The organism is bacterium, assembly GCA_018814885.1.
In the GTDB taxonomy this organism is placed as follows: Bacteria; Krumholzibacteriota; Krumholzibacteriia; order LZORAL124-64-63; family LZORAL124-64-63; genus JAHIYU01.
Map to the genome: position 1 here is coordinate 1 of JAHIYU010000193.1, position 23,767 is coordinate 23,767.

The 23,767-nt window shown below is 67.9% G+C and carries 18 protein-coding genes; 7 read left to right on the forward strand and 11 right to left on the reverse strand.

Going from position 1 to position 23,767, the window contains the following annotated elements; genetic code table 11:
• The 5 genes from KJ554_14840 to KJ554_14860 form a co-directional block, all read left to right on the forward strand.
• Positions 1–836 (forward strand): translocation/assembly module TamB (locus KJ554_14840; GenBank protein MBU0743607.1); only part of this gene is annotated, 836 nt, incomplete at its 5' end.
• A 56-nt stretch (positions 837–892) separates the two neighbouring features.
• On the forward strand, positions 893–1,957 hold the full coding sequence (gene corA, locus KJ554_14845; GenBank protein ID MBU0743608.1) for a magnesium/cobalt transporter CorA: 1,065 nt from the start codon (positions 893–895) through the stop codon (positions 1,955–1,957).
• A 25-nt stretch (positions 1,958–1,982) separates the two neighbouring features.
• On the forward strand, positions 1,983–2,807 hold the full coding sequence (locus KJ554_14850; GenBank protein ID MBU0743609.1) for a hypothetical protein: 825 nt from the start codon (positions 1,983–1,985) through the stop codon (positions 2,805–2,807).
• Positions 2,788–3,648, forward strand: a complete 861-nt coding sequence (locus tag KJ554_14855; GenBank protein MBU0743610.1) for a mechanosensitive ion channel family protein — start codon at positions 2,788–2,790, stop codon at positions 3,646–3,648. The genes KJ554_14850 and KJ554_14855 overlap by 20 nt, the downstream gene beginning before the upstream one ends.
• A 67-nt stretch (positions 3,649–3,715) precedes the next feature.
• Complete coding sequence (locus KJ554_14860) at positions 3,716–4,336, forward strand: DUF502 domain-containing protein (protein MBU0743611.1); 621 nt, start codon at positions 3,716–3,718, stop codon at positions 4,334–4,336.
• A 121-nt stretch (positions 4,337–4,457) separates the two neighbouring features.
• Here KJ554_14860 and KJ554_14865 read toward each other — a convergent pair whose 3' ends face one another.
• The 3 genes from KJ554_14865 to KJ554_14875 all read right to left on the reverse strand — a co-directional run bounded on the left by KJ554_14865 (position 4,458) and on the right by KJ554_14875 (position 7,555).
• Positions 4,458–5,420, reverse strand: coding sequence for a TerC family protein (locus tag KJ554_14865; protein ID MBU0743612.1), 963 nt, complete (start codon positions 5,418–5,420; stop codon positions 4,458–4,460).
• A 31-nt stretch (positions 5,421–5,451) separates the two neighbouring features.
• Complete coding sequence (locus KJ554_14870) at positions 5,452–6,744, reverse strand: 4Fe-4S dicluster domain-containing protein (GenBank protein ID MBU0743613.1); 1,293 nt, start codon at positions 6,742–6,744, stop codon at positions 5,452–5,454.
• 190 nt (positions 6,745–6,934) lie between these two features.
• A complete protein-coding gene (locus KJ554_14875; protein ID MBU0743614.1) occupies positions 6,935–7,555 on the reverse strand; it encodes a sigma-70 family RNA polymerase sigma factor in 621 nt (206 codons plus the stop codon).
• Positions 7,556–7,676: 121 nt separating this feature from the next.
• Here KJ554_14875 and KJ554_14880 point away from each other — a divergent pair, with 121 nt between their 5' ends.
• Positions 7,677–10,892 (forward strand): CHAT domain-containing protein, encoded by a 3,216-nt coding sequence (locus tag KJ554_14880; protein MBU0743615.1) that lies wholly within the window; start codon positions 7,677–7,679, stop codon positions 10,890–10,892.
• A gap of 3 nt (positions 10,893–10,895) precedes the next feature.
• On the opposite strand, the gene KJ554_14885 is transcribed toward KJ554_14880, so the two are convergent.
• Positions 10,896–11,651, reverse strand: a complete 756-nt coding sequence (locus KJ554_14885) for a hypothetical protein (GenBank protein ID MBU0743616.1) — start codon at positions 11,649–11,651, stop codon at positions 10,896–10,898.
• Positions 11,652–11,808: 157 nt separating this feature from the next.
• Complete coding sequence (locus KJ554_14890; protein ID MBU0743617.1) at positions 11,809–12,579, reverse strand: hypothetical protein; 771 nt, start codon at positions 12,577–12,579, stop codon at positions 11,809–11,811.
• Between the two features lie 193 nt (positions 12,580–12,772).
• Here KJ554_14890 and KJ554_14895 point away from each other — a divergent pair, with 193 nt between their 5' ends.
• Positions 12,773–13,459: a DUF2807 domain-containing protein gene (locus KJ554_14895; protein MBU0743618.1), complete on the forward strand. Its 687-nt coding sequence runs from the start codon at positions 12,773–12,775 to the stop codon at positions 13,457–13,459.
• Between the two features lie 100 nt (positions 13,460–13,559).
• Here KJ554_14895 and KJ554_14900 read toward each other — a convergent pair whose 3' ends face one another.
• From KJ554_14900 to KJ554_14925, 6 genes are all read right to left on the reverse strand, one after another.
• On the reverse strand, positions 13,560–16,139 hold the full coding sequence (locus KJ554_14900; protein MBU0743619.1) for an AAA family ATPase: 2,580 nt from the start codon (positions 16,137–16,139) through the stop codon (positions 13,560–13,562).
• A 37-nt stretch (positions 16,140–16,176) separates the two neighbouring features.
• The gene (locus tag KJ554_14905) at positions 16,177–17,241 is read right to left on the reverse strand and encodes a DUF4231 domain-containing protein (protein MBU0743620.1); all 1,065 of its coding nucleotides are present in this window, start codon (positions 17,239–17,241) and stop codon (positions 16,177–16,179) included.
• Between the two features lie 6 nt (positions 17,242–17,247).
• Positions 17,248–17,826, reverse strand: a complete 579-nt coding sequence (locus tag KJ554_14910; protein ID MBU0743621.1) for a hypothetical protein — start codon at positions 17,824–17,826, stop codon at positions 17,248–17,250.
• A 1-nt stretch (position 17,827) separates the two neighbouring features.
• Positions 17,828–19,339: a hypothetical protein gene (locus tag KJ554_14915; GenBank protein MBU0743622.1), complete on the reverse strand. Its 1,512-nt coding sequence runs from the start codon at positions 19,337–19,339 to the stop codon at positions 17,828–17,830.
• A gap of 18 nt (positions 19,340–19,357) precedes the next feature.
• Positions 19,358–21,091, reverse strand: coding sequence for a hypothetical protein (locus KJ554_14920; GenBank protein ID MBU0743623.1), 1,734 nt, complete (start codon positions 21,089–21,091; stop codon positions 19,358–19,360).
• Positions 21,092–21,175: 84 nt separating this feature from the next.
• Positions 21,176–23,692 carry a hypothetical protein gene (locus tag KJ554_14925; protein MBU0743624.1) on the reverse strand — a complete coding sequence of 839 codons (2,517 nt, stop codon included), beginning with the start codon at positions 23,690–23,692 and terminating at the stop codon, positions 21,176–21,178.
• Between the last annotated feature and the right edge of the window lie 75 nt (positions 23,693–23,767).

Below are 23,767 nucleotides of genomic sequence, written 5' to 3' on the forward strand. Positions count from 1 at the left end.
CGCGGCCCCTGCTGTGGGACGTGGCGAACGGCGGCGGCGGCGCGTCAGCATCGCCGCCGGCCGCGCCCGACGACGGTCGCGACGCGGCCGGCGCGGGTGATGCGGAAGCGCGGTCGTTCAACCCCACGGCCGACGTACGGGTCTCCATCCCCTCCGGGCTGTGGTTGCGCGGCCAAGGCCTGGAGGTCGAACTCACCGGCGACCTGGAGCTGCGCACGGTTGACGGCCGCCACGACATCGGCGGCGAGCTGGAGGCCGAACGGGGCTTCTACCGGTTCCTCGGCCGAACCTTCCAGGTCGAACGCGGCGCGGTGTCCTTCGACGCGGGCGAAGAGCTGGACCCGGCGCTGGACATCTCGCTGACGACCCTGCTGCACGGCGCCCTCTACCGCGTCGCCTTCGGCGGCACCCTGCGCAAACCGATCCTTCTGCTCACCTCCGAGCCGGAGCTGCCCGAAGGCGATATCATGGCCATGCTGCTGTTCGGACGGCCTCTCGAAGATCTCAGCAGCGGCCAGGAAGGCCTGGTGCAGGAGCGGGCCACGGATCTGGTGGCGGCTTTCGGCACGTCCCAGCTCGAGGCGCGCCTCTCGCAGCAGCTCAAGGTCGACATGGTCAGCCTGCGCCGCGGCGGCGCCACCGGCGGCGGCGACGCCCTGGTGATCGGCAAGCACCTGCACCAGAAGGTGCTGCTCAAGTACGAGCAGGTGCTGGACGAGTGGTCGTCATTCATCGTCAACCTGGAGTACTTCCTCTCGCGGCACCTCAAGCTGGAGACCATGATCTCGCGCCACGACCAGTCCGCCGCCGCGGTCAACTGGTCGGTGGAGTACTGACACGGGACCGTCGATGCGCTAACATGGCCCACACGTAGCCCTGGAGGAGGTCCATGATGGTCAAGCTGCACCACCGCGTCAGAAAACCCGCCGCCCAGGCGCCCGGCACCGTCGAATTCCACGGCGAAAAGAGGGTCGAGCGCGTCACGATCAAGGTGATCGATTACCAAGGCGACCGCTTCGAAGAGCGTGAGATCGACGACTTCCACGAGTGTTTCACCTACCGCAACACCGACACCGTCACCTGGATCAACGTCAACGGGCTGCACGATACCGATCTGCTGCGCGAACTCGGCGCCCACTACGGGCTGCACTCGCTGGTCCTCGAGGACATCGTCAACACGCACCAGCGCCCCAAGATGGAAGACTTCGGCGATTACATCTATCTCGTCTGCCGGATGCTCAGCTTCAACTCCGAAAACCTGAGCCTCGCCTCCGAGCAACTCAGCCTGGTGCTCGGCCGCAATTTCGTGCTCTCCTTCCAGGAGCGTCCCGGCGACGTCCTGGAGCCGGTGCGCGAACGGCTGCGGCTGGGCAAGGGACGCATCCGCACCAACGGCCCGGGGTATCTCAGCTACGCCCTGGTGGACGCGGTGGTCGACCACTACTTCACCGTGCTGGAAGGCTTCGGCGACGAGATAGAGACGCTGGAGGAGGAGCTTCTGCTCGAACCGGGCTTGGACGCACTGCAGAGGATCCACCATCTCAAGCGTGAGATCGTGCTGCTACGCCGGGCGGTCTGGCCGCTGCGCGAGGTCGTGTCGAGACTCGACCGGGAGGAACTCCCCCTGCTGGGCGCACACGTCAGGCCGTACCTGCGCGACCTGTACGACCACGTGATCCACGTGGCCGACTCCGTGGATTCGTTCCGCGATCTCCTGTCCGGACTGCAGGACCTCTACCTGTCGAGCGTCAGCAACCGCATGAACGAGGTGATGAAGGTGCTGACGATCTTCGCCTCGATCTTCGTGCCGTTGACCTTCTTGGCAGGCGTCTACGGCATGAACTTCACGTACATGCCGGAGCTGGGCTGGCGCTGGAGCTATCCGATCTTCTGGCTCGTGACCCTGGCCCTGGGCGGCGTCTTGCTGCTCTTCTTCCACCGCCGGAAATGGCTGTGACCCGGCGCAAACGGAGGGAACCTCGATGAGCGGTATCTGGTGGGGCGGTTTCGAGTTCGCGGCCGGCGAGATGCGCGCCTGGCGCCTGGGGCCGCTCGAGGTGTGGATCACGCGCGCGGCGGCGGAGTTCAGGGTCGCCACACGAAGCGATCCGGGCGGGGACGAGTTCGCGTTGCGGGCCGGGGAGCCCTGCACCGAACCCGTGCCAGACGATGCCGAGCTCGTGCGCTACGGCGTCCGTGACGCGTCCCGCCGGCTGGAGATCGCGCCCGCCGCCGCCGACCGCGCCGTGATCGTCAAGTCCGAGACGACCTTCATCGTGCCGCCGGGCGGCGCCACGACGGCCTTCATCAGCTCCCCCATCTGGCTGCGCATCCAGCTGCCCGAGCCGCGGCGTCTGCTGCACGAGGAGCCGGCGCAACGACCGTCCGACACCTGGTTCGGCGCGTCGACCCTCGAGGGCGAGCTCTGCTACGCGATCCGCACGAGCGTCCGCTTCGACCTGAAGAACCTGCCGGTCCGCCCGTACCGCGCGGTCTCGGTGGTGAGGATCCTCAACCACGCCGACACGCCGCTGCCCCTGGCCCGGCTGCGCCTCCCGCTGCCCTACCTGTCTTTCTATGCGGACGGCGACGGCCGCCTGTGGACCGAATCGGTGACCCTGGACCGCAGGCAGGACGACGATCTGGCCGAGATCAAGCTGGGCAAGTCCGCGCCCCGCGAGGCCGGGCAGTGCACGAAGGTCACGGGGCCGCGCGAGGAGATGGAGAAGAAGCACCTCATCAGATCGTTCACGGGCCTGCTCGGCCTGCGGAAGGACAGGGAAGGATATGAACGCGTTGTTGAGTAAACTGGGCCTGAGCGGCCTGATGACGGCGGAGCAGTTCGCGGACGTGCTGCGCGCCCTGCTGATCCTGGCGGTGGGACTGCTGCTGGCGCGCCTGGCCGGCGCGGCCGCGGGGCGGGCCGTCGGCGCCCGCCTCGGCAAGCAGGAGTCGATGCTCGTCAAGCGCGGCGTCTTCTACGGGCTGGCCGTGCTGCTGATCGCCACGACCCTGAATCAGCTCGGCTTCCAGCTCAGCGTGCTGCTCGGCGCCGCCGGGGTCCTCACCGTGGCCGTCGGCTTCGCCTCGCAGACCTCGGCCTCCAACCTGATCAGCGGGCTGTTCCTGATCGCCGAGAGGCCTTTCCTCGTCGGCGACTTCATCACCGTCGAGGGCACGACCGGCGAGGTGCTGTCCATCGACCTGCTGTCGGTGAAGATGCGCACCTTCGACAACCTGTACGTGCGCGTGCCCAACGAGGCGATCATCAAGGCGCGCATCACCAACCTCACGCACTTCCCCCTGCGGCGCGTGGACGTGAAGGTGGGCGTGGCCTACAAGGAGGACCTGTCCCGGGTCCAGGACGTGCTGCGCCGGGTCGCCGACGCGAATCCCCTCTGCCTCGACGAGCCCGAGCCCCTGTTCATCTTCAAGGGCTACGGAGACTCGGCCCTGGAGATGCAGTACTCCGTGTGGGGCAAGCGGGAGAACTACCTCGCGCTGCTCAACGCGATCCACCTGGAGATCAAGGCCGCCTTCGACGCCGAGGGCATCGAGATCCCCTTCCCCCACCGCACGCTGTACACGGGGTCCGTCACGGAGGCCTTCCCGGTGCGGGTCGTGGAGACCCGGGCGGAGGATTCGTGACACTCTTCTCCGTGCTCTTCGGGGCGGGCATCGTGCTGATGCACGAGCGCGCGAAAGGTCGATGCATATGGGATCCTGGCTGAGAACCCGATTCGTCGCGGGCCTGCTGGTGACGGTACCTCTGATCATCACGTTCCTTATCCTGCGTCTGCTGTACCGGAACCTCAACGGCCTGCTGGGGCCCTGGCTGGATCGGCTGCTCGGCTGGCACGTCCCGGGCCTCGGACTGCTGGCGACCGCCATGCTGGTGCTGCTGATGGGCCTGCTCGCCGCCAACTTCGCCGGCAAGCGCCTCATCGTCCTGGGCGAGGGCATCCTGAGCCGGATGCCCCTGGTGCGGGCGGTGTATCGAACCACCAAGGAGATCGTCGCCGCCGTCGCCCTGCCCAAGGGGCAGGGGCTGCGGGAACCTGTGATGATCGAGTATCCGCGGTCGGGCCTCTGGTCGTACGGCTTCGTGACCGCCTACATCGAGCGCGAGGCGGCCGGCGGGATCGAATCCCTCGCCAACGTCTACCTGCCGAGCCCGCCGATGCCCACCTCCGGGGCCCTGGTGGCCGTGCGTCTCGACGACCTCTATTACCTTGACATGTCCAACGAGCAGGCGATGAAGCTGATCGTATCGGGCGGCATGGTGGCTCCTCCGCGCCTGACGGCCCGGTCATCCGTGACGAAGAACGACGATTAGCCCGTCTCTGGCAGCAGCTGGCCTGGGGGCGCCGCTCCGCGCCCTCCACGCCGGCCCCTGGCGTTCTCCAACAGCACATCGACCACACCCCCGGCTCCGCCGGTCGGCCGGGCCGTGATCTTCACGACCTGTCCTTTTCTCCGCCGCGCCACGAGGCGAACACGCCCCCGCCGAGCAGGGCGAGAATCACGGGGAGCGAAACCGCGGCCGTGATGTGGAACTGATTGGAGACGAGCATCTTGACGCCCACGAAGGCCAGCACCAGCACCAGGCTCGTCTTCAGGTGCGGGAAACGGTCCAGGGCGCTCGCCAGGGCGAAGAAGAGGGACCGGAGCCCCAGAATGGCGAATACGTTGGAGGTGAACACCAGAAACGGATCGCGGGTGATGGCGAATACGGCCGGGATCGAGTCGACGGCGAAGAGCACGTCGCTGCTCTCGACGAGCAGGAGAGCGAGGAAAAGTGGCGTCATCGTGCGCCGGCCCTCGATCCGCGTGAAGAAACGCTGGCCGTCGAAGCGGGGGCTGACCGGGTAGAACCGCCGGGCGGCGCGGACCAGGACGTTGCGTTCCGGGTCCGGGGGGGCGGGCTCGGAGCGCAACATGCGGACCGCGGTCACCAGCAGGAAGGCTCCAAAGACGTAGACGATCCAGTCGAAGCGGTGGATCAGGGCCGTACCGGCCGCGATCATCGCCCCGCGCAGCACGAGGGCCCCGAGGATGCCCCAGAAGAGGACGCGATGCTGGAAGACCGCCGGCACCCGGAAACAGGAGAAGATCATGGCGATGACGAAGATGTTGTCCAGGCTGAGCGACTTCTCCACCACGTAGCCGGTCAGGTACTGCAGCATCGCCGTCCTGCCGTCCAGGGGCCAGGCGGGATCGAGGCCGAGCCCGAACAGGTGGCGGTCGTAGAGCACGTGGACGAGGGCGGCGAAGGCCAGGGCCACCGCGACCCAGACGCCGGTCCAGGCGAGGGCTTCGCGCAGGCTCACGACGTGGGCCCGGCGATGGAACACCCCCAGGTCCAGGGTCAGGAAACAAAGGATGAGCAGCACGAATCCGGACCAGAGCCAGACGATCATGGTCTCCGACTTTCGTGTCGATCCCTCCGACCTAGCTCGCCGCCGTGGCCTTCTTGCTCGAAAGCAGGCGGTTCAGGTAGCGTGATCGCACTTGCTCGCCAGCCATCACCCGCTTGACCGGCGACAGCTTCAGGATGGCGCCGAACACCGCCGCCAGGGCGCGGTGGCTCCACAGCGTGCGCTCGTCCCAGATCAGGTGCTGCAGCTTGCCGCGCTCCACGGCCATGGCCACGTAACGGTGTGCCGCGGTCTCGGGCGTGATGACGCGCTGCGGACGGCTGCGCAGGCTCAGCCCGCCCTTGGTGCAGGCACGCACGCAGACGCCGCAGCCCAGGCACACGATCTCGTCCAGCACGGCCGTCTCCTGCTTCGGGTTCTTCCTGCCGACCGCCGGCGCCAGGCTCATGGCGTCCACCGGACAGGCCTCGACGCACTTGCCGCAGCCCTTGCACTGCTCCGCGTCCACCGCGGGGATGAAGTTGGTCGTGTGCACCGGCTGCAGATGCGCGAAGCGCTTGGCGGCGAGCAGGGCCTCGCAGCAGCAGCCGCAGCAGTTGCAGATGAAGCTCACGCGGCGCCGGACGTTCTCGCCGAACTGCACCAGGCCGCGTTCGTAGGCCTGGTCCAGCAGGTCGAGACACTCGGCCGTCTCCACGCGCCGCGCGTGGCCGTGGCGGGTCAGCGATTCGGCCGATCCGTTGAAGGTCATGCAGATGTCCAGGGGCGCGTCGCAGGCCCGGCCCAGGTGCTGCATCTTGTGCCGGCAGTAGCAGAGGCCGACGCCGATGCAGCTCGCCGTGCGGATGACCTCGCTGGCGCGCTCGTAGTCGAGCACGTGGACGGCGGCCTCGCTGGTCAGGACGGGCTCCTGCACGAAGACGCGGCCCAGGTGGGTCTCGCCGTCGACGAACAGGTTCTTTATGAAGTCCTCCTCGACGTTGAGGTACTGGTAGAAGAGCTCGCTTAGCGCCTGCTGGTCCAGGTCGTCGCGCACGCGCATCAGGGAGAACTCGAAGAAGCCGGCCATGGGCGGCGGCAGCACGTAGCGGGTGACGCCGCCGCGCTCGATGTCCACGAGCATGGCGCGGTCCGCGAGATCGTCCAGCACGCGGCGGGCGGACGCGGCGTCCATCTTCCAGATGCGCGCCGCCTTTTCCGCGGTGAAGGGCTTGATGGGGATCTGGGCCAGCAGCTTCGCCTCGCGCTCGTCGATCAGCATCTTCAGGATGGCGAAGAGCTTGTCCGAGGGCGGCGCGCCCTGGGGGAAGCGGTTCAGGCGCTCGGTGAACGACGCGTACCCGGATTTCACTGTGCGATGGGCCATGTCCGTACCGCCGTCGAAGGAGTGGATCGCCACGATTGTAGCGCGCTCACGCCTTAGCGGCCACGGGCTTCTTGAATTCCCGGTCGTCGGCCTATTCCCCGGTTGGTCGAAGTCGCACTTCTGGATCCCGGGAGCCTTTTCTCGATCGGGTGAGCGGTATCGACGGGACCGGGGTCGAGGCGGGTCGGGATCAGGGCGAAGACATCCCGTCCCGCACGGCGTAGGCGGCCACACTGTCCTGGATGGCCACGGCCAGTTCTTTCAGACAGGCGCCGCGCCGATAGTAGACGCCCTGGACCGTCTTGAAGCCCGTAAGCGCGCGCAGACGCTCGATGGTATAGCCCCGCAGGTAGAATCCCCGCAGCAGGATGCGGCACAGGCGCCCGAGGCCGTCGACGGCTTCCTGCAGAAAGCGACGGGCCTCGTCGGCGAGCAGAAGATCGAGAGCGCTGCGGGCGGGACTCTCCACCCACTCGAGCATCGATTCGATGGGCACCCCGGGACGCCGCTTACGCCAGCTGGCCACGTTGCGGCAGCGGTTGCGGGCCACCGTGATGGCGAAACGGACCAGATCCCCCTCGAAGCCGCCCCCCTCGCGGACATAACGGAAGGCTACGGTGAGCGTCTCCTGCACGATGTCGTCGGCTTCGAGAGCGTCCAGCGGCATGAAGCGACGCACGGCGGTCCGCACGGGTGTCTGCAGGGCGGCGTAGAACTTCTCCTCCGCCACCGGATCTCCGGCGACCACGGCATCCAGGACGCGGTCCAGGACGGGATCGCCGACGCTCTTGCCTTTCCCCGCTCGCTTCACCGTTGTTCCACCACGCAGATCGGGGATATAATGACGTCTGTCCCGGGTGATTCCATGCCTGATACTAGGACAGCCCCCGGGATCTGTCCATAAACCGGCATACCTCCAGGTGAGACGTCGCATGCCCGTGGCACCCTCCCATTCCCGTTCGATCCGCGGTCGCATCCTCCTGATCGCCCTTTGCGCCGCGTCGTTGACGGCCTGTGTCGGTTGCGGGGATGGCGGTCGCGGCGAGGGGCCGGCGCCGGCCCGGGACTCGCTGCTGTTCGATCTCGCGGGCGTTCCCGTCTCCGAACAGCTTGCGCTCGCCCTGGCAAGCGAGGCCCGGGAAGCCGTCTCGACGGCGCCGTCGCGACGGGAGCCATGGACCGGATGGGCCGGCGTCCTCGCACTCGGCGACGAGCTCGAGGTCGCCGTGCAGCGCCCCGCCAGCCGCGAGGAGGCGGGCGACAGGTTGTACGCCCTGTGGCGGGAGCAGACACGGAACCTGTTCTGGATCCAGACGGCCGTCCGCTACGACTATCTGCTGCGACGCGAGCGGGACCTGGACGCCATGATCGCGAGCCTGGCGGCGGACGACTCTACCTCCCCCGCCGCCGCCTTCGCCCGGGGCAACCGCTTCTACGGACGCGGTTCCCGCGGCGAGCACTTCCGCACGGCCGCCGCGCGCGCGACCGAGCTGGACGGTTTCGGGCAGGTCCTGCTCACGCTCAAGCTGGCCATGGTCGAGGCGGACGAAGGAGACTGCCTGGAGGCCGTGGACCGTTTGCTCGCGGCCCTGCCCGGCTGCCGGGCGGGCGGGCCCTGGCTGAGCATGCGGGTCTGGTACGACATCGCCGTCTATCTGAAGCGGGCGGACCGCCTGGACGACGCCATGCACGCCGCCGCCGCCGGCATGGGCGCCTGCCGGGCCACCGGCAGCGCGTACTGGTGGGGGCGATTCCTCATCCTGTCGGCCACCCTGCGCGAGGCGCGACGCGAGACCGACGCCGCCCTGGCCCTCCTGGAGGAGAGTTCCCGCTTCGGCGAGACGCACGACCTGCCCTGGATCTTCCTGGACGGCACGGACAGGGCCGCTTCCCTGTGCAGCGACCTCGGCGACGCCACGCGGGCCCTGCATTTCGACCTGCGGACCCTGGCCCACAGCATCGCCGTCGGCGACTCCTTGAACGCGCCGCGCAACATGATGAACATCGCCGACGACTATCGGCTGCAGGGCCGGCTGGATTCCTGTCTCGTCTACCAGGAACGCGCCAGACGCTGGGTCGACGCCTTCGACGACGCCCGCAACCGCGCCAAGCTCCCGCTCCTGGCCGCGGAATACCACTGCCAGGTGGGCAACTACGCGGTCGCCGATTCGCTGCTGGCTGTGGCCCGCAGCAGATCGTCGACGGCGAGCCTGGCGGTCGACGAGGCCGACCTGCTGCTGGGCATGATCCACCAGGGACTGGAGCTGGGACAACCCGACCTCGCCTACCAGGCCATCGCCCGCCTGGGCGACCTGCGCAAGGTGCTGCACGACGAGCAACCCGACCAGAACCTCGTGGCCGACTACGAGACGGCCACCGCCGAATTCCTGGCCGGGCAAGGCGAGTACGTCCTGGCCCACGAAGCGCTGGGACGCGCCGCTGCCGCCATCGCCCGCGGCGGCGGCGAGAGCAAGGCCTGGCGCTATCATCGCTGCGCGGGCGAGCTGGCCCTGAAGCGCGGCGACATGAAGACCGCCGAGACGGAGTTCACCAGCTGTCTGGACCTCGCCAGGCGCATCGGCAACCCCGGCCTGGAGGCCGCCGGCCGCTTCCACCTGGGACATTATCTCCTGCTGAGCGACCGCCATGCCGAGGCCCGCGACCTGTTCACGGCCGTCTCGAACAGCGGGCGGTACGGCGGCCCCTTCCGCCAACGCCTGGAGACACTCGTTTTCCTCGGCCGGGCGCTGGCCCGGGAAGGACGGCTCGCCGAGGCCGTGGCGCATCTCCGGCGGGCCGACGCGCTGCTGACGCCCCACACTCCCGCCGACCTGGTCGCCCTGGTCCGTTTCGAGCTGGGCAGCTCCCTGGCGTCCACGGACGCGCGGGAGGAGGCGCTGGCCACCCTGCTGTCGGCGAAGGCTCGCCTCGACGAGACCACCCGCGCGTCCATCCCCGAGCTCAAGGCCTTCTCCGAGGACCTGCGCCGGGATATCGTCTCGGCCCTCGTGGACATCTATCTTCATCACACCGACCAGCCCCCGGAACAGGACCGGATCCGCTCGTCCCTGGGCCTGGCCATGGCGTTGAAACCGTTCGCATCCGGGTCCGACGATCCCGCGCGGCTCCTGACCGCCGACGGCTCGTGCGCAGCCGTCTATCTGGTCGGCCGGGAACGCTCCTACCTGTGGGTCGGCGGCGGCGGCGACTTCTCGGTCCACGAGCTTCCGGGACGAGGCGAACTGGCGGAGCTGATCGCGCCGGTGCTGGCCGATCTCACCACACCCCTGCGGCCCGTGGACGGGGAGGCGGTCGCACGCCTGTCGTCGCTGCTGCTGGGGCCCGTCATGCCGGCCTGGCGACAGGACCGGTTGCTGCGCATCTCTTCCGACGATCTGCTCGCGTCGCTTCCCTGGGGCGCGTTGGCGATCGACGACGCGGGCACCCCGGCGGTGACCCACGGCCCCATCATCGAGGCGGAGCAGTGGCGCGACGCGATCGACCGGGCGGGCGACGCGCGGGAGCGACCGGGTGCGGGGCCTGTGCTGACCGTGGGCCTCGACGGCCACGGCGGCGGGAGCGACGCGCCGGCGGACCTGCATCACGCCGAGGCGGAAGCGAAGGCCGTGGCCGCCCTCTGGCCCGCCGACCGCGTCACTCTGCGCACCGGAGAGTCGGCCTCCTGGTCCGCACTCCTGGCGGCGGACCTCGAAGAGGCGAGCGTCCTGCACCTGGCCACCCACGCCGTGGTCCATCAGGGCGCTAGCGAACGGGCCTCGTTGCGTCTCGCGGGGAGCGCGGGGAGCGCGCCCTTGACCCTCCGCTCCCTCGCCGGCCTCGACCTGAAGGCGGACCTGATCTACCTGTCCTGCTGCGAGGGGGCGCAGACGAGCCGGCCGGGCGCCGGCCTGACCGGTTTCGCGCGGGCCTTCCTGGCGGCCGGCGCGCGGACCGTCATCGCGTCCACGGTCCGCGTGGATGACGAGGCGTCCCTCGAGCTGGCCCGTCTCTTCTACACCCACTGGCCGCAGGGCATGAGCAAGGCCTCGGCCCTGCGCGCCGCGAAGCTGGCGCTGCGCGAGGCCAGGCCGGAGTGGGCACACCCCTATTACTGGTCGTTCTACAGGATCATCGGCGAGGCCGGCTGATCGTCAACGCATGCCGTCGGGCAGGGATTTGCCGCTGCCGCCGCCGCTGCCGTTCTCCATGCCCCAGCGCGAGAAGTGCAGGGTTTCGAAGACGAGCTCGGTGCGCGGATCGCTGCCCTGTGGCGCCAGGGTTTCGAGACCGGAGTAATAATAGGTCCAGACGGGATCCGTCCCCTCCCGCCAGAAATGGAATTTGTAATAATCCGGGGTGTCCGGAAGCCACGGCGGGAAACAGAAGGTGACCTCGACCGGCTTGGAGAACTCCAGGTTGTGCGGCTCGAGCAGATACACGGCCGGGTAGTCGTAATTGCCGGGTATGCCGGGATAGTAGCGGGGGACGTAGATGGAGATCTGGACCGGCGTGATGACCGGTTCGAGCAGGATACGATCGTTCCAGGGATTCTGGAAACCCTGGGGCGCGCTCTTGCCCTGGATGATGCCCGGTTCCGCGACCTCGCCCGGGCGGGCGAGCAGGGCCTTGGGCGGTATGTCGACCGAGAAGACGAAACCGGCCGGCCAGGAGTCCGGCACACCGGAGACCAGGCCGCCGGCGATTGGATCGACCGTTCCGCTGATGACATCCCAGTCGCCGTGGTTGCTGGCTTCCCAGAGATTCGCAAGGTAGTCCTGGAGCCAGTCTTTATCCTCGATCCTGGAAGCGGTTTCGGCGGGCTGGACGGGGTCGAGGGCGCTCTCTTCACAGCCGCCGGCCATCAATACGAGGATGCAGAGCAGAATCTTGGCCTTTCTATTTTCCACCTCGGAACCCCCATCGCTCTGGTGATCTCGGTTCGGTTTCCTGTCCTGCTGAACAACGGCGAGCGACTTGTTTCACGGCGAATCCACCAGAATGTCGAAAACAAGAGTACCATTTCCCTGCACCGCGCGTCAAATCGCCCATCGGTGGCGGTTCTCGTCAGGCCGCGGAAGGACGTCTCCGACGCGCGATGGGCGCGGCCAGCAGCAACGAGGCCAAGCCGAGCCAGCCGAGCAGATGCACGGCGAGAGGTGCGGCCTGGATCCTGTAGCCGAGGGTCGCGGCCAGGCCCGCCCGCCGGAAGGAGACGCTGACGCCGCCGAGAGGCGTCAGGTCGGCCGGAACGGGCTCCAGCAGGACCAGGAAGCGGCCGCGGGCCGGCAGGGCCGCCTCGGCGGGTAGCCGGACGCTCGCGCCGTCGGCTCCTTCTTGCCAGCCGTAATCACCGTCGATCTGCTTGATCTCGAGGCGATAGGACGTGGCCCCGGCGATGGGCCGCCAGCTGAGGATGGGCGTCCCGTCGTTCAGGACCTCGCCCTCGACCGGGCGCAGGAATCCGGATTCGGGGTCCTCGCCCCGCGACGTGCCGGGCAACCGGGGCTGGGCCGGCGGCAACAACGTGGCCAGGACGAGCGAGGCTGCCAGGGCGAGACCGCCGCAAGCGGCCAGGAACCTACCGGGGCGCCGCACCCGCAGCTGCAACGGACACTCCGGTTCCACCTCGATGTCGATCCCGCCGGCGGCCCCCAGGGATCCGAGACGGTCGTGCACGGCGCGCTGCAGCCGACAGTCGTCGCAGACCCGCAGGTGGCGTTCCAGCCGACGCCACAGGTCCGGCGCGACGTCGTCCGTGTCCAGCCTCCAGAGCTGCTCGCCCAGTTCCGGCTGCACGCATTCGAAGCGGTGATCGTGATCCGTCACTCTGTCCATGGCGACTCCTGGCGTGTTTCTGGATGGGCGGCTGGGGGAAAAACCCGGCCGCCTACGCTGAGGGAACACGAGATGTTGTCGCGTTTCAAGAGGAACCCGCGATTTTCACCGCGTCTGCGAATAACCCCAAACCTTTCCCCGCGCTCCCGCGTCTAAACACTGTCCGGACAACCCAACGAGCCAGGAGGACGTGATGTCGAGACACAGGTTACTCACCGTATTCGCCTCGATCCTATCGATCGCCCTGATCACCGCCCCCGCTGCCGCCGGCCGGCATTTCCGGCACCACGACGGCGACGTGATCGAGGGCTCTGGCGTGATGGAGACGCGCAGCTTCGACCTGAAGGACTTCGAGGCCATCGAGCTCGAGGGCGCCATGGACATCGAGGTCGCCTTCGGCGGCAGGCAGGAGGTCGCGGTCACGCTCGACGACAACCTCTTCGACAACCTCGAGCTGGAGGTCAACGGCAGGACCCTGACCGTCGGCTGGGACAAGAGCTGCGATCCCGACGGCGACTGCCGCATGAGGATCACCATGCGCAAGCTCAAGGCGGTCAAGATCGAGGGCGCCGGCGACATCGGGATCCGTGACTTGTCGGGAGACGCCTTCGCCTACGACCTGTACGGCGCGGGCGACCTGGAGATCGACGGCCAGGTGGGCGAGCTGGACATCACGCTCAACGGCGCCGGCGACGTCGAGGCCAGGGCGCTGAAGGCCAAGCGCGTCAAGGCGCTCGTCAACGGCGTGGGCGACGTGAAGGTCACGGCCACCGAGAGCATCGACGCCCGGGTCAACGGCGTGGGAGAGATCGACTACTGGGGCGAGCCCGAGCGGGAGAAGACGCGGGTCGGCGGCATCGGGGAGATCAATCGCAAATAGAACCCTGGTCCGGATGTCTGTTCGACTGGATTATCACCCGATCGCGACGCGCCACTTCGCGATCCTGTCTGTTCGACGTCTTCGCGAATCGTACAAGACGCTACTGTTCGAAGACGATGATGTGCTCGTCCTGGGCGACGATCTCGGGATACGCCCTGACGGAATCGCGGTCCCGCTCCCGCATCGCCCCGTCGAGATCGCGGTAGGGAACGAGACAGTCGTGCTCCTTCAGGTCGTCGTCCCGGTCGTCCCTGCTCTCGACCCCGCGCCAGCCGTTCTCCAGCTTGAACCGCACCCATCCCTCGTGCTCCGCCTCCGCCAGATATTCGATGTTGTCGCGGATCATCGTCTCGACGAGGGCCGCGTCCACGGGCTCGCCGGCCGCCTCCGGCACCACCTGGAGACCGATCAGCGACAGCACCTCGGGAATCCGCCGCGCCGCGGCCACGTTGTCCTGCTGGATGCACAGGGGGAGTTCAGCGAACTCCACGTCGTACTTGAAGTCCCATTTCTTCTCGTGCGCCTTCCGGCGGTAATACGCGTGGATATACGGAGCCAGCTTCTCGCATTCCTTCTCGAACCTCTCTCCCTCCCGGACCAGTTCGATCAAGCGGTCGTAGTTCATCTGCCGGTCCACGTGCTCCTTGGGCGGCAAGCCGGATTTCATCAGCCAGCCGGCGTCGTCGCGCTTGGTCAGGGAGAGGATCGTCTCGAGGGAGCGGGCGCCGTGTTCGTACTTGTCGATCTTGACAAGCGCGGACAGCAGTCCCGGGTCCATCTTCAGTCCCTCGTCGTCGCCCAAACGCAGCATGCCCCGCATCAGGATGACGCGCCGGATCGGGAAGCTCGTGTCCTCGGGATCCGGCGCCCAGGCCGCATCGGCGCCGCCGCCGGGAAGCTGGCGGGGGTTGGGGCCGAGCACGTCCAGGTATCCCTTCAACCTGCTGACGAAATCCGGGCCCTTCATCCGCCTGAACCTGCCGGATTCCCAGTCCTCGGAGAAGCTCTTCATGGTATAGCGGGTTCCCCCGGCGAAGACGAAGACGCATCTGCCGATCGGATGCATGATCTGGCCCTCGAGAAAACTGCCGTCCTGCATCGGGGAAAGCAGGTACTGCAACCAGCCCAGATCGTTGCAGTCGAATTCATCCCAGAACACGACGGGGATCTCGCCCTCCAGGGCCTTGTCGCGGGCCTGGTGCAGGGCGCCGTGCAGCATCTTCGCGTTGGGCTCGCCGAACTGCGAGAGGTTGAATTCCAGGATGGGCACGTTCCTGCCGAGGATCCCTTTGGCGATCTGCTTGACGCCGAAGGACTTGCCCGCGCCCGGAGGGCCAAACACGCCGATGCAGAGCGGTTTCTTGAGGGCGCGGTTCCCCCTGTAGTCGCTGATCAGCCTGCGCAGGCCGTTGAAGCTCTCCAGCTCGGACCTGTCCACGGTGAAGAGGTTGCCGAACTCCCCATACGGCGCGACCTCCTTGAGCGGCCGCTTGCCGCATCGCGCCAGGAGACGGGCCTGCCCGTAGAGAGGGGTGCGTTCGTACGAGCACCGGTTCAGGAGGAACGACCACCGTTCGCTCGCGTCGATCGCGGCTTCCGGGACGCAGCTGGTCACGAACGCGCCCTCGTCAGCCCCCTTCTCGCCCTTGATGACCTCCGTCACGCGATCGTAGGGGAATCCCGGCTCCGTAGCCGGCGACACGGCACCGTGACCCAGCCTCAACAGGGTCCGCGTGGCGCGCAGGCCCCGCACGATGCCCGCCGCCAGGTCGAGCGGCGCGGCGGCGGCGTCCCGGCGCACGTGCTCCAGCACCGAGCGGACGACGGCCGCCGTCAGGCACGAGCCGCCGCCCAGCACCCGACCCTCGAAACGGTTCTCGAAGCAACCTTCCAGGCAACCCGGATCGAACACGAGATGGCGCCGCACCGAATCGCCGGTGCCGTCCACCCACAGGGCGCCGTCGTTGCGGAACGTGACGACCAGGTGGCCGCACGAAGCGAGGTCCTTCAGGGTGTCGCGGTTCCCGAGCTCGGCGAGCAGGTCGCGGACCGTGTCCTCCCACGAATGATCCCTCGAGATCATGGCGCCGCCCCGGCGCAGGTCCTCGACGGGGATCACGACCACGACACGGGCACGTCGTTCCACGTCGGGCAGCACTCTTTTGCGCAGTTCATACCACAGGTCGCCCTCGCACGCGGGATGGCTCATCTTCACGACCACCCAGGCGGGCGGGGGGGCGTCGCGGCCCGTGACCCAGGCCGGCCAGCCGTGCGCGGCGAAACGGAAGCCCAGCGCGGCGTCGTCGATGACGGCAACGTCGCAATCCCCCGACAGGACCGGTTCTTCGTCGGGAGCGGGACGCCAGTCGGGCCTGGGGCTGTAGCCGAGCATGCCGGTCACGCGCCAGACGCCCTGCTTCCGCTTGCCGCCGTTGTCGGGGCAAGGGCTCCAGGCCGCGTACGAGTTGTCCGTCCTCGAGCCGGAGGACCAGGTTTCGGTCAGCACCGCGTCGTCGCCGTCGTAGCATCTGCGGATCAGTTCGCCCAGCAGGCTGGCCCCGCCGGGTGCCTCGCGAATCTCCGTGCCCCTTCCGGTGAAGGAGGGATACAGCCGCTCTCCCAGGTACATGTGGTGATCGGTTATGGCATCACCGGCGACCAGAACCTTGATACGCGTCATGTCTACTTCCTCGCTTGGCTGATGTGTATCCGGATCGTCAAGCCTCGACCACGATCTCGTTGAAGCCGGTATTCAGGTGCCAGCCGGCGTTCTCCTGCAGCATGAGCTGCTCGGTCTCCCAGACCATGTGATACAGCCCCTCCAGGTCGTCCACCGCACGGAGCCTCCGCTCGAGATGGCGCAGGTGGCGGACCATCACGGCGGAACGCGTCGCCTGCTTCTTGAACTCGAAGTGGCCGCGCACGCCGGCGAAGGCCGTGCCCAGCGCCGGCAGGGCGATCACCAGGAAGGTCAGCACTTCGCGGCTCAGCGCCCCGTCGACGTGAACGGCGCGCAGCCAGCCGTGCGGCAACAGGTGGAGGATCGCCGTGACGAAGGTGAGCCAGAACAGGGTCTCGCTCGCCGCCGATACGGACAGGTGGGCGCACATCCCCCGGGCTTGCTTGCGCATGTGGAAATCACGCTGGCCGTTGAGCCAGGACCGACGCATGAAATCCCGGAGGATGGGCAGCGCGGCCGGGGGCGCCGACTCCAGCCGCGGCCTCTGCAGCCAGCGGCGTCCGAACTCCTCCAGGCACCACGATTCCTCGACCAGCCGGTCGGACCAGTGCAGCTCCTCGTGGGCGTCGGACTTGCCGCTCAGGAAGGCGACGAAGATGCCGCATCTCATCCGTTCGGCCAGGAAGCGGCAATCCACCCAGTTGCGGTGCCAGCCGAAGCGGTTGCCCAGATGGAAGATCAACAGGATCGAGGCGATGGCGGCCACCTCTGCGGCCACGAAGGCGTGGGGCAGGCCGAAGATGTACTGGGCGGACGCGACGATCACGGCCAGGGCGGCCAGCGAGAAGACGGCGACCGAGGCGCGGCGGTAGCGGATCTGGTAATGGCGCGCGGACAGGTCGACCTGGACGTAACGCGGCAGGAAATGGTCGATCACGGCCTCGAAGCGATCGGCCAGCCGCGCCGTTGCCTGCCCGTCGCCCGCCGCCGCGTGCCTGGCGCAGCTGTCGGCCAGCTGCTCCAGCAGGCTCTCCTTGCGCGCGGCGACGGCCGTCGCCAGGACCGCCTCGGAAACCGTGTTGCACAATCGTGTCCCGTGCATCGAATCCTACCGGGTTTCTGCGTCCAGGCGCTCGCGCACGACGCGCGCAGGATCCTCGCTGTGGATCCAGCAGAGCGGGCGTCCCCGTTCGCGGGCGTAGGCCACGACATCCGCCGTGCCGCCGGCGCCGCGGGCCGGCTTGCCGTCCCAGATCGCGACGACAATATCACAGCGGTCGACCAGTTTGCGACCGGCGTTCGCGTAGGCCGCGTTCCGCGAGCCCGGCGCCGCGAGCACCTCCACGGACGCCGCCCGCGCCAGCAGCGTATCGAACTCGACGCGGGACGCCTCGGTCGCGAAATCCAGACAGTAATCCGCCGGAGGCAGGGGCAACACCGCGTGCAGCTCCACGCCCGGCAGGGCCAGGCCCTCCCGCGCCAGCAGCCGGTCGGCGCCCTCCGCCAGCGAAGAGATGATGATGCCGCGAACGGCGTGGGGAACGTCCTGCGCATCGACGTCCGGCCCGAGGATCGTCGCCAGGACGCGACGCACCGCAGCGGCCAGCCCGTCGTCCGCCGAATCGCGGTGGCCGACCGCGGCGACGCGGATTCCCCCGCCATCGCCTCCCCGGCGCGTCTCCGTCAACTCAAAACCTCCATGTCAATCCCGCCACCAGATAGGTCCCACCATACCACCCGGCTCGAACCTGTCCGTCCTGATCTTGCGGCTCGTCCGCGTCGCCGCCCGGGACCGGCCCGCTTCTCTCCACATCCACCCAGAGGAACTGCTGGAGGGACAGGTGGAGCGCGCCGTCGGGGCCCAGTTGCAGTTCCCCCCGCAGCAGCAGCGAGCCGAGATGGATGCGCCGAACATCGAGCTCCCGGAAACGGTAATCCGTCCGGCCGAAGACCAGGAACGCCGGCTGCCACGTGGCGAGCGTGGCCCGGGGCGAGATCCTGCAGTAGGCGCCGCCCAGCGACAAGGACGCGCCGCGTCCCTCGCGCGTGTACAGGCAGGAGATGCGATCCCAGTCCAGGAACAGCTCGCCGTAGGCGATCTGCTTCAGCCCCATGAGATCAACCACGGTGGACGTGAAGGGCCAGCTCTCGATCTTGGCCCTCCCCCGGCCGTCCAGACGGCTCCGCTCCCATTCGGTCTGGAGCCGCCACGGACCGTGAGGAGACCACCGCCAGCCCAGCACCCGCGAATGGAGGCTGCTCTCCAGATAGTTCAGCCAGCCGAACTTCTGACCACCCCAGTAGGCCCCCGCTTCCACATCCGTATCCAAGTCGGCTTGCCTGAAGACCACGTCGTGCCCCCCGCCGAGGGCGCAGGACACGGCGCCCCGCCACCCACGATGCGCGCCCTCAGGGGACAGCTCGTAGCGGTGCGCGTCGGTGATGTCGGCGAGAGGGTCGAGCACGGTGTCGATCCATTCCAGGTCGCAGGCGAGACGGCGCCACGGTTCGGCGCGGGCGCCCACCCGCCAGGTCCGCTGGCCGAGATTGAGACCGAACTCCACGTGGTCGTCGACCACCCGGCTGCCGAACAACGACCGGGACTCCGTACGGAGGCGCGAGGTATACAGGGTCAGGCGGCGATCGGGGACGAGGCGGACGGCCCAACCCGCACGATCGGCGGGCAGGCCGGGCTCGGATCGCCAGAGAGGACCGACTACGAGGAACTCCAGGCCGAGGTCCCGCTCCCTCGCCCGCAGGGAGGCGCCCAGGATCGAGCCCGAGCCGTCCAGGCTCGTGGCGCCGTCGACGCCGTCGGCCCAGGTGGAGACCTCGGCCCTGCTCAGCGAAGCGCCAACCTGCACGTCCCAGGCGCGGTACCGGAGGGGATGGACATACCTGGCCGTGGTCATCCTGTCTAACGTGGCGCCCTCCCCGGCGGTCAGGCGCGCGGTCAGGGGTTCGAGATGGTGACGCTCGAGATCGAGGACGGGACATTCGGTGGACGGGCACGCGGACCACAGACCCGCGTCGCCCGACAGTGCGGACCGGAAGGCGTCGGGCAGGACACCCGACGCGTCCGCGCCGCCCGACATCAGCAGACCCAGCATGGTCCCGGGGACCTGGCCCGCCGCGAGGGCGGGCCAGAGCGAGACCAGCAGCAGCGCCGACAGGACGGCGCGCGTCGGGGGGGTGCTCACGCGAACGCCCACGACGGGTCAAGGCCCCCAGGGATCGACCGGGTCGCCGTAATCCACGTAGGACCAGTCGATGACGAAGGACGGCTCCCAGTCGTATTCCTCGAAGCCGAAGACGGCGCAGACGTCCGTGCCGCTGGTCATGTCCGGCAGCAGTCCGCTGAACGTCGGGGCGGGCCAGGCCGCCGCCCAGTCGGCGAAGGTCTGGTGCTCCCAGGTGATGCGGGGGACGTGGATCAGGGTCGCGGCCGTCTCATAGGACACGTACCAGTCGATGTCGATCGTGTGCTGGCCGGGCTCCAGGCTCGACCAGTAAGAGAACGAGAAATACGCGGTGCCGGACCAGTCGGGAACGGCCTGCAGCGTGGGAAGGTACGAGGCGACGAACGCGTCCGCCGCGGCCATGAAATCCGCATTGTAATCCCACATGTAGGTGTTCTCGACCTCGCCGTATTCGATGTCTACCGAGTAGTAGAGTTCGTACATGTAGTCCAGCACGTCGATCTCGACATCTTCGATGGTGCCATCGTCGTTGAATCCCTCCACGTCCCCTTGTCCCGTCGTTTCCAGCGTGACCGCATAGGGCGGCAGGAGCTGCTTCATGTCGACGGGCGGGGTGGCGAAGAAGTCGAGGAGGTTGATCGTCAGGGCGACGTCCGGCGTCCAGCCATGGCCGTCCCAGTCCTCCGTGTGCACGACGTCCCCCGCGAAACCCTGCCGGATGTGGGGCAGGTCATCGGCCTGGAATTCGAGCAGGTCGTTCTCGGACAGGTCGTCCGGATCCGTCTTGATGACGTCGTCGTCCTGGGAGTCGGTCTCGTTCAGGAGCGAGGTGATGGCCGCGTCGACGTCGTCCACGGCGTCGATGAAGCGCGTGGGTACGAGGGCCATGCTGGCGGCGCCGTCGAAGCCGTGCGCGCCCTGGGTGCGGAGTCTGAGCAGGTTGCCGGTGTCCTGGTCCAGTCCCTGGAGCAGGCCGGCGCCGTCGTAGGACGGCAGCTGGAGATCGTAGGCGACGACGATGTGGCAGCCGGCGGCGAGCAGCTCGCAGGCCGCCCGCAGGGCCAGGATGTCCGTCCGGTCGATCTCGGCGGGGTCCTCATCCAGGTCGCCCTGCATGCGGGGGCTGACCATGTAGATGAAATCCATATCGTCGGCCACCGGCCCGAGCAGGCCGATGACCTCCTCGGTACGATGCAGGATGATCGTCTGGAAGATGTTCTGCACGCGCGTGATCTGCGGTTCAGTGACCTGCAACGCGGACTTGACGTTCGCCATGACCGTGTGGGTGACGATGTCGAAGGGCAGGTCGAAGGCGCCATCGCCCGAGGGCATGCCCAGGGGAATGCCGAGATGGCGTCCGCGCGACTTGGCGGCCTCGAAGGGGGTGTTCTCGTCGAGATAGGCTTTCCACTCGTCGAAGGCGTCGTTCACCTCTTCGTCGACCGACAGGATCAGCAGGCTGGTGACGGCGAGACCGAACCTGGCCTGGGTGTTCGAGGCGTCGGCCTCGTAGGCGATGCGATAGAGTCTCTCGGCCTCGCCGAAGTCGATGTCGTTCGGGACGTCGGGGTCGACGGCGTCGGGTTCGAGATACTCGTAGAGCCGGGCCTCGAGTTCGTTGCGAGCGGCCTCCAGTTCCGGATCGATCGGGTCGTCAGGGTCGACGGGATCGTCCGAGCACGATGCGAGGAACAGCAACCCGGTCGACAGGAGAAAGATCAGGAACAGGCGGGTTCTTGCGTCGAGCGACATGATACAACTCCTCGTTCAGTGCTTTTATTCTTTCCGCGATGAAGAAGCGGCTTCCCCACCCGGAACCGACATCCTCGAAGGCGACTATCTGACGAGCACCAGCTGCCTGGTCTCTTCGACTCCGGGCGCCGCGAGACGGTAGAAATAGTTTCCGGACGCCACCTTGCGGCCGGTCTCGTCCGTTCCGTCCCAGACGGCTTCGTGTCGCCCGGCGGGCATATCGCCGGCCACCAGGGTCCGGACGAGGCGGCCCGCGAGATCGAAGAGGCGCAGGACGACCGCGCCACCCCCGTCGGGCACCGTGTAGGCGATGCGGGTGCGGGGGTTGAACGGGTTGGGGTGGTTCTGCTCGAGGAAGACCGTGGGCCGGGCCACGGCGTCATCGAGGACCGGTGTGGCTTCGGTGCAGTAGATGGCGAAGCGGCAGGAGGGTCGGCCGCCCGCCTGGCGGAAGTCGCCGCCGACGGCCAGGACCTGGCCCATCACGGCCAGTGCCCCGACTTCGCTGCTGGAGTATCCGTTCCCGATCCCGGAGCCCAGGCCGCTCCAGGAGTCGCCGTCCCAGGCGACGATGTTGTGGGCCACCATCCCGTCCACGTAGCCGATGCTGCCGCCGACGTAGAGCCGGCCGTCGTATTCGACCATGTCTCCGATGACTGCCGAGCCGCCGAACTCGCCGGTCATCTCGGAGACGAGGCCCGTCCAGGAAGCGCCGTCCCAGGCGGCAAGGCCGTCGGCGAACTCCCCCCCCGCGATGTCGAAATATCCGCCGACGATCAGATCGCCTTCGTACACGGTCATGCTTGTGACGGAACCGTACAACCCGGTTCCCAGGGAATACCAGTCCGCCCCGTCATGCCCGGCGATATAGTCGTAGCCGTTGATGTCGTAACCGCCGGCGATCAGGTCACCGCCGTAGACCGCCAAGGCGTAGACCTCGGCGTAGGATCCGGCCTCGAGGTTCGTCCAGGACGCTCCGTTCCAGCTCGCGACGCCATCCATCGGGTCGGCGCCGGAATACTCGAACTCGCCGCCGGCGACAAGCTGACCGTCGTGGGAGACCAGGGCGCGCACCGGGCTGTATTCGCTGTATCCGTCGAGCCCGTACCCCAGGGCCGACCAGCCCGATCCGTTCCAGCACGCGATGTTCCTGGCCGGGACGCCCCCTATCTCCGAGAAGTGACCGCCCGCGTACAGCTGCCCATCATGGACCGCCAGGGCGACGATCCAGTCGTCATCGTCGGCGAGACCCGAACCCAGCGGGTACCAGTCGGTGCCGTCCCAGCGCACGATGCAGCCCGCTGCGATGTTGCCGGCGTGGGTGAATTCGCCGGCGATGATCAGGTCGCCGTCGTAAATCGTCATGGCGAGGATGCTGTCCGAGAAACCGTCGCCGACGAGGCCGCTCCATTCCGCTCCGTCAAAGACGTACATGCCGTGGTCGCCATCCCACGAATAGGCGGATATGAAGAGCAGGCCCGCATAGTCCAGCATCACGGTGATCTCGAGATCCGATTCCTCTCCCGTCATGGGCGTCCAGAGCGGGTCGTCCCAGCGATAGATCAAGGCGCCGCCGGAGGAATACCCCCTGCCGGCATAGAGCACGCCATCGACGTCGGCCAGACAGGTCGCCCAGTCGCCGAAACCGCCGCCCAGGGCGGACCAGGAGCCGCCGTTCCAGGCGGCGACACCATGGGCCGGCACCATGCCCGCCGAAGAGAAGTTCCCGCCCGCGATCAGCCGGCCGTCGTGCACGGCCAGGGCCTGCACGTCCGAATCGGTGCCGTTCGCCAGCGCGGACCAGGAATCGCCGTCCCAGGCGGCGATGTGGTTGACGATCATCGGGCCCGCCGACGTGAAGTCGCCGGCGGTGTAGAGCATCCCGTCGTACTCGGCAAGGGCCTCGACCTCGTCGTTGAGCCCGTCGCCGAGGGGGCTCCAGGCCAGGCCGTCCCAGGCGGCGATGCGATTGGCGTAGCCCGCGCCCGCGACGGTGAACTCGCCGGCGGCCACGAGCAGGCCGCCGTAGGTCGTCAACGCTTCGACGCGGTCGTTCATGCCGTAGCCGAGCGCATGCCAGTCCTGGCCGTCGAACCTGGCGATCCTGTTGGCGACGACGCCGCCCGCGATCGTGAATTCACCGCCCACGATCAGGTCGTCGCCGTGAACGGCGAGCGCGTAGGCCCACCCGTTGATCTCTGCGTTCAGGATCTCCCAGTTGCCGTTGGTCCAGCGGTAAAGGACGCCCGACACGACCACGACGAGTTGATCGTCCCAGACGACCGCCGCGCTGGCGGAACCGTCGAGGGTGGGATCGGGAAAGGTCATGATCCAGAACTCGTCGCCGGGCAGCTTGGCGTCCGACACCGGCATGCGGGTACCGGGAGCCAGGCGGTAGCCGTCGAAGTTGACGGGGCCCTGATAGCCCGCAGCGCGCAAGGCGTCCAGGTCGACCCGGCCGTCCGGCAGCAGGTAGGAATCGAGGGCGGGCGGAGGGACGTCGCCCGCGACGGCCTGCACGAGGCCGGCGGACGAGATCGCCGTGAACAGCAGCGCCAGCATCAGCAATCTGAAGCAGAACAGCCCGTGGTGCGTCCTCATGTCTCTGCCTTTCTCATCGGTGTCCTCGACAGGAACCATCCGGTTGCAAAGAGGGCCGGGAGGGAAGCGTCCGCC

What these genes read in the sequence shown, in the direction of transcription:
- corA (MBU0743608.1), top strand. Translation starts at nt 893, where the DNA reads ATGGTCAAGCTGCACCACCGCGTCAGAAAACCCGCCGCCCAGGCGCCC.
- KJ554_14850 (MBU0743609.1), top strand. Translation starts at nt 1,983, where the DNA reads ATGAGCGGTATCTGGTGGGGCGGTTTCGAGTTCGCGGCCGGCGAGATG.
- KJ554_14855 (MBU0743610.1), top strand. Translation starts at nt 2,788, where the DNA reads ATGAACGCGTTGTTGAGTAAACTGGGCCTGAGCGGCCTGATGACGGCG.
- KJ554_14860 (MBU0743611.1), top strand. Translation starts at nt 3,716, where the DNA reads ATGGGATCCTGGCTGAGAACCCGATTCGTCGCGGGCCTGCTGGTGACG.
- KJ554_14865 (MBU0743612.1), bottom strand. Translation starts at nt 5,420, where the DNA reads ATGATCGTCTGGCTCTGGTCCGGATTCGTGCTGCTCATCCTTTGTTTC.
- KJ554_14870 (MBU0743613.1), bottom strand. Translation starts at nt 6,744, where the DNA reads ATGGCCCATCGCACAGTGAAATCCGGGTACGCGTCGTTCACCGAGCGC.
- KJ554_14880 (MBU0743615.1), top strand. Translation starts at nt 7,677, where the DNA reads ATGCCCGTGGCACCCTCCCATTCCCGTTCGATCCGCGGTCGCATCCTC.
- KJ554_14890 (MBU0743617.1), bottom strand. Translation starts at nt 12,579, where the DNA reads ATGGACAGAGTGACGGATCACGATCACCGCTTCGAATGCGTGCAGCCG.
- KJ554_14895 (MBU0743618.1), top strand. Translation starts at nt 12,773, where the DNA reads ATGTCGAGACACAGGTTACTCACCGTATTCGCCTCGATCCTATCGATC.
- KJ554_14900 (MBU0743619.1), bottom strand. Translation starts at nt 16,139, where the DNA reads ATGACGCGTATCAAGGTTCTGGTCGCCGGTGATGCCATAACCGATCAC.
- KJ554_14905 (MBU0743620.1), bottom strand. Translation starts at nt 17,241, where the DNA reads ATGCACGGGACACGATTGTGCAACACGGTTTCCGAGGCGGTCCTGGCG.
- KJ554_14920 (MBU0743623.1), bottom strand. Translation starts at nt 21,091, where the DNA reads ATGTCGCTCGACGCAAGAACCCGCCTGTTCCTGATCTTTCTCCTGTCG.
- KJ554_14925 (MBU0743624.1), bottom strand. Translation starts at nt 23,692, where the DNA reads ATGAGGACGCACCACGGGCTGTTCTGCTTCAGATTGCTGATGCTGGCG.